This is a genomic window from Bowmanella yangjiangensis, from assembly GCF_017255015.1.
Taxonomy (GTDB): Bacteria; Pseudomonadota; Gammaproteobacteria; order Enterobacterales; family Alteromonadaceae; genus Bowmanella; species Bowmanella yangjiangensis.
Genome location: NZ_JAFKCS010000008.1, coordinates 159,793 through 170,869, shown reverse-complemented (window position 1 = coordinate 170,869; position 11,077 = coordinate 159,793). Strand labels below are relative to the sequence as shown.

The following is an 11,077-nucleotide window of genomic DNA, read 5'->3' as shown; positions in this document are numbered from 1 at the left end:
AGCGAGAGGGATTTAGTAAAATTTAGAAGGAACTTTTATGAAAAAAATAATTTTTTGTTTGGCGTTTAGTATTTTACCCCTAGTGTTTTTTTCTTCGAATGCAAGTGCATTGGGAACTGAGTTTGATTTCCTTAAAGTATGTGATGATTGTGCTAACCCTGCTGCTATAGCTAAATCCGTTGCACCTAGATATTCAGGTCGAGGTGGGGATGAGCTGGGGAATGAAGAAGAACCAGGAGAAGCTGAAGAATACAGTGTTATTGTTGTCGACGGTGTGCGGAATAAATATTTCACCTATGAACTTAGTGTTACATACGATCGTGTGGTAGCAACAGAAATAGAAGTCTTTAACTATCAAAAATCAGCTGCAGAAAAAGCACTTAGATATTTTAATATAAAGCACAAGTTGTTGGCCGCGCTGCATCGCAACTATACACCAAGTGCTGTTGCCTCCAACTCTCTATCCTCTTCTAGTTCTGCACCAGAACGAGATTGCTTAAGCCCAGGGGACATATACAGCAGTATGATGTGTCAAAGCCTCTATATTGATGATATTAAGGCAAACATACTTCAAGGAGAAGTCAGTACTTGGCAGAGTATTGTTAGACAGCTAAAGACCGAAGTTGAAGTAGCAATTGGTACACTGAAAGTCACTGCAAAGTATGAAAAAGATACCAATACTGTTTTTTATCATTTGCCGAACGGAGCAATTGTAGCCTTTACTCTGAATGATTCCGGTACGGGAGTTATTGCTATGGATACCGCAAACAGTGTTTATTCCTCAGGAAAAACTCTGGATTTCTGGCTTAGACAGGATGGGGTTAAAGAAGGGAGAGCTGTGGATGTTGAGGAATGGCTGGAGACTCATGATTGCAGTGTAACTGGGGGGGGACTGATTGCTAACTATATTTACACTGTCCATGTTGACTCCAATGGCGGTATTTATATTGATACTCACTCAGAATTTGAAGAAGTTGAGTTGGAAGTAGAATGTAACTGATAGTTGAGATCTCATTTTCCAATTAAAGCTATCTATTAGCGAAGGCTGAGCTGATAGATAGCTTTTCTATATCAAGGTATGCAGTTATTGGACGGCATACCCGCTGTTTCTAGTTGTTTACCGTTATACTTTCTTACCCGCTATCGGTTCACTGATCGCCTGCATATCCACCAGATTCCATGGCATATCCTTATTGCGATAAATGCGCTTTTGCTGATGGGGGTAGTCGGCCACATCATGATCGGTGCGCTGTCCTGCCACAATGCATTTCAAGGTGCTGTTGCCATTATTTATCAGCTTATGCGGCTTGCCGCCGGCCCGGTAGCCGATAAAGTCGCCTGGGTAGACATTATGGCGTTCCTCACCAATCCAGGCCTCGGCCTGCCCTTCAAGAATGTAAACGCACTCATCTTCATAATAGTGGACATGAAACTCCGTGGTTTCATGGCCAGGTTGCACTTGGATAATATGAAACCCCAAGCCGGTCAGGCCGGTTAAATCCCCCAGCGACTTATTCACCCGCTGCGCGTTTTTATTTAGAAAATGGGTTTTATCAATACCCTGGAAGGCATCAATTTCCTGTTTGGTGAGCAGGTATTTATCCATGATGTCGCTCCTATTCATCCCGACATTGAATTAGCAAAGGGCGTTTGCATAGTGATTTTTTCATCGTATCAGCATCGACAAACCAGAATTGGTAAGCCTGTACACTGATTTGTTTAAGAAATTCATCCAACTTATGTTCATCCACATTCTTGCGTAGCGCTATAGCAACAGCCTGGTGGGCAGTCTCGGGAGAGAAGTTATGCACTCTGCGTACACTTCTAATTTCATCGATCAGATTTTCTTGATCTGTGAACTTTCGAAGAGGTTGTTCAGCGTCCCAGTCGGCGACAAACAAAGCACGAATTCCAGGAGGCAGTATATTTGCAAAGCGAAGCGCGTCTGTAATGGTTAGGCGGCACCTAAACGCATTTAGCACGCCTACCACCATATTCCAGGCCATATTAGTGGTAGGCAGGTCTGCTGCATCTCGAGCATCCAGCATAAAACGTTCAAATTGTTGATTAGCATGAAAATAATCAGGGGGAATTGGCATAACGAGTTCCTTATGTAATGCAACGCGAAACATCCTTAAGGCTGGCGCGCTATTTTAATTCCAGCCTCAAGGTAGCATGTTTTTGGGGCAGCATACTAATGGCCCAGGAAGCTAAACATTTCCACCAGGAATCTCCGTCAACTGTGCAGTGCGAAATGAGCGTTAGTGTCAGCTAATTGGCAAACCCGACATCCATACACTGACAATATCCTGCAATGACTGCTTTACCAGGCCGGCCTGAGTATTGGCGGTGGCTGGGTTAAAAATCAAATTGGCCAGGGCCCGGCCGCTTAGCTGAATACGGCCGGTTTTATCTTGTCGTCTTAGCTGAAACTGTTGCAGCAGGCTTTGGGTGTCGGGTATTGCCGTCATGCATTCTGCCAAATGCCAGGCATCTTCCAAGGCCTGACAAGCACCTTGGCCTGAGGTGGGGAGCGAGGCATGGGCAGCATCACCAATCAACAAGACATTCTGTCGATACCAGCAAGGAAGGGGGTCTAAATCATGCACAAATATGGAGCGGATAGATTGCGGTTCTGCATATTCCTGCATGAACTGCACAGCGGCGGGCCAGTGGGCAAAACGCGCTTTTAACCGGGGAAGCGCAAAGGCTGGGGCATCAATGTCCCCAAGCGGCATTTGCCAGGCCGCAGCCCAGTAGGCGCAGGTATCGCTGACCGGCACAATGCCAAAGCGCTGCCCGTCGCCACAATAATCTAAGATGGCTGAGGGGCTAAAGGTCTGTTGGTGATAGTGGCTGATACCAATGATATTGATAAAGCCCTGATAAACGGGGCGGGCATGCGGCGCAACATAATAACGGGCGGCAGACTGCATACGGCCGTCCGCGCCAATCACCAAATCATAGTGTTGGCGTAGCATTGCCAGTCGGGATTGGTCGATGGGTTGGTTATCGGTCAGCGCAATATTGGCCTGTTTGCAGGCCTCAATTAACACCGCCATTAAATCCTGACGCAGAATAGTCAAACTGGGGAAACCGCTGAGTTGCTTAAGCTCAGCGATGGGCAGTGCGGTCATTTCATTATTGTCAGGACTTATACGTCGCATCCAGCCGGGCTTACCACTTCTGGCTTCAATCGCGGACAGCAGGTCCATTTTTGCCAGTACAAAGGTGGCATTGGGCCACAAGGTAACGCCAGCACCCATTTGCGCGTCTAGTCTTTTACGTTCAAACACCTGCACCTTATGGCCCTGACGACAGGCCAGTAAAGCAAAGGCAAGACCGGCGACGCCGGCACCAATAATGGCGATTTTTTTAGGTTGTTGCATATGGAGCAGCTCTTAAGTGAATAGCAGGGTATAGTATTCATGCTGATTTTTATGGGATAAATTGGCGGTAATTGAATTGATAATCCCGTTTGGTGGGTTAATGCTGCTTGAGAAAATAGAACTGGCCTGGCTGTTTAGTTTTAAGCAGGTATTCGAACATAAAAGCTTTAAGCAGGCGGCTTTCGCACTGAATCTGCCGTCGTCCAATGTCAGCCGTCATGTGGCGCTGCTGGAAGAGGCGTTAGGTTTGCGCTTACTTGAACGCACCACCCGCAGAATGTCAGCCACCGAAGCGGGTAGCGCCTTGTACGAGCAAGTGCTGCCTATGTTGGATGCCATGGATAGCCGCCTGGTGGAGATTAGCGCGCAAGGTAATGAGGTGGCCGGGCACCTTAAGCTGTTAATGCCGGACTTGCCGCTATTGGCCAAGTGGCTGGCAGAGTTCTGTGTGCGACATCCCAGGCTTAGCTTAAGCTGCGATACCAATCTGGCGCCTACTCAGGGGCTGGAAGATGGTGTGGATCTTCTACTACAATACGGCCGCGGCCCCTTACCGGATAGCGCCTGGGTAGCCAAGGAACTTGCGCGCTGGCCAAGCAGGGTGGTAGGGGCTCCGCATCTGGTGGCCCGCTATAGCCCCCAGCTCAGCCTTGGCCGGTTTAAGCAGCTACCCTGTATTACCAGTTTAAGCGCGTTAAACGGCACGCCCTGGATATTCAAAGATGGCCGCGCGACTTTCACGCTGCCGGTATATTCTGCCTACCGGGTAAACAGCGCGCACCTAGCTAAGGAAGCGGCGCTAGCTGGTCTGGGATTTGCCATCTTGCCGGCGATAAGTTGTCAGAATGAGTGCCAGCAGGGGCAGCTACAAGAAGTGGTGCTGGAAAAAGATCCCGAAGATCTGGTGTTGTACGCAGTCTTTAATGGCCGCCATAAAACCGCTCGTAAGGTCACAGCTCTGTTGGACTTTCTCACCGACAAAACCAGCGCGTTACCACCATCCGCCTGGACGTCCTGGTCTGCACAAGTACAAAAGGGCTAGTGCGCCTGACAGTGTCCACCAGCACCTGTTTTGGGGTTTTTTAACGGTCATTATATTGTGCCCAGGAACAGAAGGAACTAAACACCGCTGAGGTGGAAGCCTTCCTGACGAGTTTGTTTACCTGTGAGCGCGAAGATTCTTTGGATGAACTAAAAAAGCCAGTTTGGTGACAAATGTGAGGGGTAGGGCGGGTAAAACCCGCCCCTGGTTTTTTTATCCTCTTGATTGAAAAGCTACCGCCACCGGTACGCTAGTGGCTCGCCAGGCAGGGAAAAAGCCGCTGATAAAGCCGATAAACAGCGCCAGCCAAATGCCCTGCATAACCAACTGACCTGTCATCTCAAAGCTGAACACCACTTGGGTAAAGCTGCCTCCCAGGGTGGAGGCACTTAAACCGTCAAACAGCAAGAATGCCGCCAGTGCCCCCAGCACTCCGCCAAACAGCGCCAGTACCAGGGCTTCTGCCATGGTGCCGATAAAAGCCGACAGGTTGGAAAATCCAATGGCCCGCAAGGTGGCAATTTCCTTGGCCCGGTCGGATACCGAGGTATACATGGTATTCAGCGCGCCAGCTAAAGCGCCTAACGCCATCACCGCACTGATAACCCGCCCGAAAATCGCCATATAGCTTAGGCCCTCGCCTTGTACGGCAAAGTAGTTGGCTTCTGTTTGTACTTCCTGATTCAGGCGTGGCTCATTTTTGATATAGGCTTGGATGTCTTCCAATCTGGCATCCGCCGTCAGTTTCGCCCGCACCGATTGATAGCTGCTACCGCGGTTATACAGGGTTTGGATAACCTTGGCGTCAGCCCACAGTTCACTTTCAAAAACATTTCCGCCGGTGCTGAATACCCCAACCACAGTCCAGCGGTTTTTGCCAAAACGCACTTCTTTGCCTAGTTCAAAGCCTTCAAACTGACGCAGTACCCCTTCACCGACAATCAGTTCATCGGTACCAGGCGTAAACAATCGCCCCTGCACTATCTTGAAGTTATTGCGCAGTGCCAGCCCTTGTTGCTCTATACCCCGCAAGGGAATATTGGCATCTGTGCCGCTGCTTCTTTTGGTGCCGTCGACTATCACATACAGCTCGGGTGAGACCAGTTTACCGTTTTCGTCGCTGGCAATGCCTGGTGCTTCACGTAGTAGATCCACCTGTTCCTTCATCACTGAGCTATTCAGTTCCGCGGCAGAGCCAGTACGGATAAAAAAGGCCACATCTTCCTGACCAGCGCTTTGCAAGGTGGCTTCAAAACCCTTAGCCATGGCCAGAAAGGCGAGCAGTACGGCAACCACTACGGCACTGGCCAAAACCATGGCCAGTGACATCCATAAACGGCGGGGCAGGCTTTTAATATTCATGCCGATCACGGCACTGGATTGTGCAAGTAAACTCATATTACCCCCTGGCAAATGCGGTGATGATGTTAAGGCGCAGCGCCTGGTACGCCGGCGCAATACCGGTAATCAAACCAAGCAGTAGCATGTAGCCTAAAGCCTGCAGCACTATATCCGGCCCCAAAACCAGGTTAGGTAAAAAACGTGCCATCATCTGTGAGAGCGCACCCACCACTAGATAAGCCGCGCCAAGACCTAACAAACCGCCGATAAAGGCCAGCAGGCAGGACTCGGTGAGGATCATGCGAAAGATTCGTGGTGAAGAAAATCCCAGGGTTTTCAGCACGGCAATCTCGCCGGTGCGCTCACGGATGGCCAGTACCATGGTATTGCCGACCAGCACCAGAATGGTAAAGAAGGCCATAAACACCACGCCAAAGATAATCAGGCCGATATTGCCAATTTGTTCAATAAAGGCCTTGTTAAAGGCTTTTTCCGTGCTGGTATCTGTCTCTGCCTGGGAGTTAGCGAAGCTTTCATCTATGGCGTTTGCCACTTGCTCATTAAGCGCCGGGTCATCGGTGGTCAGGACTATCCAGCCCACATAATCCCCACCCCAGCTTTGAGTCTCCATAAAGTACTTGTAGTGAAAGACCATATAGCCGGTATCGACTTGTGGGTCGCTGGCGGTAAAAATGCCTTCTACTACTAAATCCCAGGTTTGACCGCCGTTCTTGTTAGAGAAGATATTCGAGGACACCGGAATACGATCACCTATCTGCCAGTTATTAACCTTAGCCAGACGCTCGCCTACCATTACCCCAGCTTGATTTTGCAGCCAGTTGGCTTTTTGCTCCGGGGCTACCACTAGCTCTGAATACACCTCGAAGTAGCTGTCAGGATCCACGGCCATAGTCACGACCTGATTAGCGGGTTCCTGGTAATAACCGCCAAACCAGTTAGCAAATGTCACCTGGTTTACGCCTTCTATGCCACTGACTTTATTGACATAGGCGTAGGGCAGGGACTGAGTAAAGTTGATTTTATTAAACACCACCAAACGGTTATCCGCCGACATCTCTACCCCGGAATTCAGTGCGCCCTGCAAAGCCGTGACCGCACCGAAAATCAGGAAGGCGATAAAGATGGCGAAGCTGGTGAGAAACAGCCGCAATTTCTTGCGGGTCAGGTTTTTGTACACCAGATAGAGATCCTTCATGCGGATTTCTCCTGCAACTCCGGTTCGTCTTTACCCACAAACTGACCTTTATCCAGGTGCAAGGTATGGGTGGCATGGCGGGCAGCGGCCGGATCGTGGGTGACCATGATGATAGTCTTGCCAAACTCTCGGTTGAGCAGTTGCAGCATTTCCAGAATTTCATCGGCGGTTTGGCGATCCAGATCCCCGGTGGGCTCGTCACACAGCAGTAACTTGGGGTCAGAAACCACGGCGCGGGCAATGGCTACCCGTTGTAGCTGCCCACCGGACATCTCGCTTGGCATATGCTTAGCCCTGTCTGCCAGGCCAACCAGTTGCAGTGCGGTGTCTACCCGTTGCTGTCGTTGCTTGCTGCTTAGGCTGGTGAGTAGCAGTGGTAGTTCGACGTTTTTGGCGGCGTTGAGCATCGGCATCAGGTTGTAAAACTGAAAGATAAAGCCGATGTTGTTGGCCCGCCATTTGGCCAGGTCGCCTTCGCTCAGGCCGTCAATACGCGCGCCGTCAAACACAATTTCGCCGCCTGTGGGCTGGTCAACTCCGCCAAGCAGGTTGAGCAGGGTGGTCTTCCCCGAGCCAGACGGGCCCATAATGGCCAGGAAGTCGCCGCGCTTGATGGTCATATTCAGGTCATCAAAAATACTGATGGTTTCCTTACCTTTTTTGAAACGCTTAGCGACCGCTTTTAATTCAAATAGATTGTCGTCACTCATGCTGTTGTCCTGTTTTTGCTGTGTATTTATTGGTCGTTTGATAGGCGTCGCTATCGACATCAACTTTTCATAAAAGCCACTTTAACGCCCATATCCGGCAGGATTCTGGGGTCTTTCTCTTCAATACGGATACGCACCTGCACTGTGGCTTTGGCTCTGTCGGCTGTTGGTATGATGGCAATCACCGAAGCGGGGATGCGCCAGTCAGGGTAAGCATCCAAAGTGGCTTCAACCTGCTGACCGGCGCTAATCCTGCCAATAAAGGCTTCATTAACATCCACTTCTATCTCCAGAGAGTCCATATCCACTATGGTGCAAATACCAGTGCGGGTGAAACCACCGCCGGCTGATGTGGGGGCAACAATTTCACCAGGCTGGGCATTTTTGACCGTCACTACGCCGGAAAACGGCGCGCGTATGGTGTGGTCTTCCAAGCGTTCCCGCTGGCTTTGACTTTGTAGTTTGGCCACTTCAATTTCAGCCGCCGCGCTTTGCAGATTGGCCGCCAGGCTTTGCACCCGGGTTGCTGCACCGGTGCGTTCGGCCTCACTGGAATAACTGTTGTTATTGATACGCAACTGATTGCGCTTGGCTTCTTCCAGGTCAGCTGCCAAGGCGTTACGTCTGGCTATCAACGCCTGCACTTGTGCCTCCGCCAACTTAAGTGCTGTGCTGGCAAGAGCGCTGTCTAATCGGGCCAGTACATCACCTTGCTGCACTGCCATGCCTTCTTCCACATTTACTTCGGTGATAAGACCCATTACCTCGGCGGAAACCGTGGCCATACGGCGGGCGGTAATGTAGCCGGAAGAGTTCAGTATGCTGTTGCTTTCAACCTTGGCCTTCGCGGCCGGTGGGGCTTTTAGGTCTTCGGCCTGAGCCGGAGTAACGGCTGTCGTGGCGCTTTGTACCGGCGCGGGCTGAGCCTGGCCAAACAGGCTCGTCAGCCAGAAGGTCAGGGCGGAGCTGGCCAATATCGCCAGCAGCAAATGCCAGAGGCTGAGACCTTTTTCTGAGTGCTTGTCTTGTGGATCAATCTGTAACTGTTTTAGAAGCGCGCTTTTATCGTTCACCTGCAGTCCCGGTGTTTTTTTGTACATCCTGTGTGCAATGATTGCACAGTTAAAAACAAAGAAAAAATAGGCCAGAAGTCACTTTTTACATTTTGTCTGTTCAACAGGGCTTACGAAGGCGGGATTGGCGGGGCTATAGGACTGAAACGAGCAATAAAAAAGACGCCATAGGCGCCTTTTACGAATTAGGCCTTGTCGGCCGGTTTTTGTTTGTCTTTGACTGCCTTGAGCTTGGCAGCATGGTCAATCTCGTAGTCAGGCATCTGAGTTTTGCCATCGATTAGATAGTTATCCATCCAGCGCATCAGGCGCAGACTGTAGTCGTACTGCGCAGCCGCTTTGCGGTTACCATGGCCTTCACCCGGGTAGTACACCAGGCGCACATCCTTGCCTTGCACTTTCATATAGCGATATAACTCCATAGACTGTGCAGGGTGAACACGTGGGTCATCCTTACCATGCATAATCAGCAGCGGAGTCTTGGACTGGCCGGCCCAGTAAATAGGGCTGCGCTCCAGGTAATATTGCCACTTATCCCAGGGGTAAGAGCGCGCATGAACCAGGAACATCTCATTGGAAATATCTGTAGTACCGAACTTGGATAGCTGGTTGGTCACGCCAACAAACATCACGCTGGCGGCAAAATGCTCAGTCAGCTTAGTGGCAGCCCAGGCAGAAGCATAACCACCGTAAGAACCACCGGTGATGCCGACGCGTTTGCTGTCAACCAGGCCCATGCCAACCAGATGCTGCTTAAAGCGCACCAGGTCGTTAAATTCCTCACCGGCATAGTCGTTCTGACCCAGCTTGGAGTAGTCCACGCCTTTGCCGGTTGATCCGCGGTAGTTAGGGTAGAACACCGCGTAGCCACGGGCTGCACCCATTTGGCCGGGGCGCGAGTAGTTGGTCAGCCAACCGTCTTTGTCATGGCTTTCCGGGCCGCCGTGTACCGACATAATCAGTGGGTAGCGGGTGCCTTTCTGATAGTCCAGGGGGTAGATCAGCACGCCGTCCAGTTCCACGCCATCTTCGGCGGTAAAGCGGATCGTCTCCTGCTTAGCCAGACGCTTTTCCGCCAACCAGGGATTGGAGTCTGACAGGCGTTTGGCCTTGCCGGAACGGATCACAAAAACTTCATTTGGGTGGGCATAGCTGTTGGCGCGCAGGGCAATACTCTTGTCTGAGTCAGAGATACTCAGGCCGGAGGCAATAAACTGACCTTCCTTCACCAGCTTTTTGTACTTGTTGCTACCGGGTTTGATAGTGGCAACAAAGTTCTGAGTGCCGACTTCAGCGATGAAGTTCAGGGTCTGGGTCTTGTGTGACCATTCGATATCGCTGATATGGCCTTTAAAGTCGGGCAGCCAGTCTTGCACTTTGCCGCTTTTAGCATCGGCCAGGTACAAACGGCCGGTAGCCGGGTCATGTTTGTCCTGGGCACCTAAGATAGCGATATAGCGGCCGTCGGCAGACAGTTCTGCTTCGCCTAATTTACCTTCGGTAGCGAAAGACAGGCTGACTGTCTGTTTGGCCAGATCAAACAAATGCCATTGCGACTTCATATACTGGTCATCAATCAGCGCGCTGGGCTGAGTTTTAACCAGCAAAGACTGACTATCTGCGGCCCAGTTTACATCGCCCACATAGTCCTGGATGGCCAAGGCGTCGGGATTAAGGTTGTCGCCAGCTTTGTCCAAGGACAACACAAACAACTGTTGATTGGTCAGGCCCAGCTCATAAACTTCAGCCATAAAACCGAGCTTTTTCAGCTCCTTTTCAGACTTGTCAGCCGCTGGCTTGGCTAGCAGTGCAATCTGTTTGTTATTCGGAGCGAGCTTATAGCTGCTGATGTTGCGGTCTTTCAAACTCAGCACACGTTGGGCCTGACCGCCATCAACCGGAATCTGATACAGGCTGGTGAACTTGTCGTCGCCCATCTTGGCCAGAAAATAAATCTGTTTACCGTCGGCAGACCACTGCAACTTACCGATATTTACCTTACCGGTGATAAAAGCGCGTTCCTGGCCTTTGTCATCTACCAGATACAGCTCGGCGTAGTTACTGCCGTTTTCTTCCACGTACAACTCGCGGGGCACGGAACGGGTAAAGGCAATCTGTTCACCATCAGGGCTGATGCTGGTTTGCAGCACGGATTGCAGGGTGGGAATATCGTCGATGCTGATGCGATCTTCGGCCAGTGCACAGGCACTGCCCAGGCCCAGAGTCAGGGCCAGCAGGGATTGAGTTATTTTCATTGTTAACCTTTTATTGGCTTCTGCGTTAGCGGCGGCAAGTTTACTCACCGC

The 11,077-nt window shown here is 50.8% G+C and carries 10 protein-coding genes; 2 read left to right on the top strand and 8 right to left on the bottom strand.

Features of this window, described 5'->3' with window-relative positions; translation table 11 throughout:
- Positions 1-37 precede the first annotated feature (37 nt).
- Entirely contained in the window at positions 38-1,000 is a 963-nt protein-coding gene (locus tag J0A65_RS10565; RefSeq protein ID WP_206594141.1) for a hypothetical protein, read from the top strand.
- A 123-nt stretch (positions 1,001-1,123) separates the two neighbouring features.
- Here J0A65_RS10565 and J0A65_RS10560 read toward each other — a convergent pair whose 3' ends face one another.
- From J0A65_RS10560 to J0A65_RS10550, 3 genes are all read right to left on the bottom strand, one after another.
- Positions 1,124-1,606 (bottom strand): cupin domain-containing protein, encoded by a 483-nt coding sequence (locus J0A65_RS10560; protein ID WP_206594140.1) that lies wholly within the window; start codon positions 1,604-1,606, stop codon positions 1,124-1,126.
- A gap of 10 nt (positions 1,607-1,616) precedes the next feature.
- Positions 1,617-2,099 carry a DUF2267 domain-containing protein gene (locus J0A65_RS10555; RefSeq protein ID WP_206594139.1) on the bottom strand — a complete coding sequence of 161 codons (483 nt, stop codon included), beginning with the start codon at positions 2,097-2,099 and terminating at the stop codon, positions 1,617-1,619.
- Positions 2,100-2,267: 168 nt separating this feature from the next.
- A complete protein-coding gene (locus J0A65_RS10550; protein WP_206594138.1) occupies positions 2,268-3,389 on the bottom strand; it encodes an FAD-dependent monooxygenase in 1,122 nt (373 codons plus the stop codon).
- Between the two features lie 100 nt (positions 3,390-3,489).
- Here J0A65_RS10550 and J0A65_RS10545 point away from each other — a divergent pair, with 100 nt between their 5' ends.
- Entirely contained in the window at positions 3,490-4,431 is a 942-nt protein-coding gene (locus J0A65_RS10545) for a LysR family transcriptional regulator (protein WP_232849873.1), read from the top strand.
- A 213-nt stretch (positions 4,432-4,644) separates the two neighbouring features.
- On the opposite strand, the gene J0A65_RS10540 is transcribed toward J0A65_RS10545, so the two are convergent.
- From J0A65_RS10540 to J0A65_RS10520, 5 genes are all read right to left on the bottom strand, one after another.
- Positions 4,645-5,829, bottom strand: a complete 1,185-nt coding sequence (locus J0A65_RS10540) for an ABC transporter permease (protein ID WP_206594137.1) — start codon at positions 5,827-5,829, stop codon at positions 4,645-4,647.
- A gap of 1 nt (position 5,830) precedes the next feature.
- On the bottom strand, positions 5,831-6,988 hold the full coding sequence (locus J0A65_RS10535; RefSeq protein ID WP_206594136.1) for an ABC transporter permease: 1,158 nt from the start codon (positions 6,986-6,988) through the stop codon (positions 5,831-5,833).
- Positions 6,985-7,698: an ABC transporter ATP-binding protein gene (locus tag J0A65_RS10530; protein ID WP_206594135.1), complete on the bottom strand. Its 714-nt coding sequence runs from the start codon at positions 7,696-7,698 to the stop codon at positions 6,985-6,987. Before J0A65_RS10530 ends, J0A65_RS10535 begins: the two co-directional genes overlap by 4 nt.
- A 59-nt stretch (positions 7,699-7,757) precedes the next feature.
- Positions 7,758-8,771 (bottom strand): efflux RND transporter periplasmic adaptor subunit, encoded by a 1,014-nt coding sequence (locus J0A65_RS10525; RefSeq protein WP_206594134.1) that lies wholly within the window; start codon positions 8,769-8,771, stop codon positions 7,758-7,760.
- 185 nt (positions 8,772-8,956) lie between these two features.
- The gene (locus J0A65_RS10520) at positions 8,957-11,026 is read right to left on the bottom strand and encodes a S9 family peptidase (RefSeq protein ID WP_206594133.1); all 2,070 of its coding nucleotides are present in this window, start codon (positions 11,024-11,026) and stop codon (positions 8,957-8,959) included.
- Positions 11,027-11,077 lie beyond the last annotated feature (51 nt).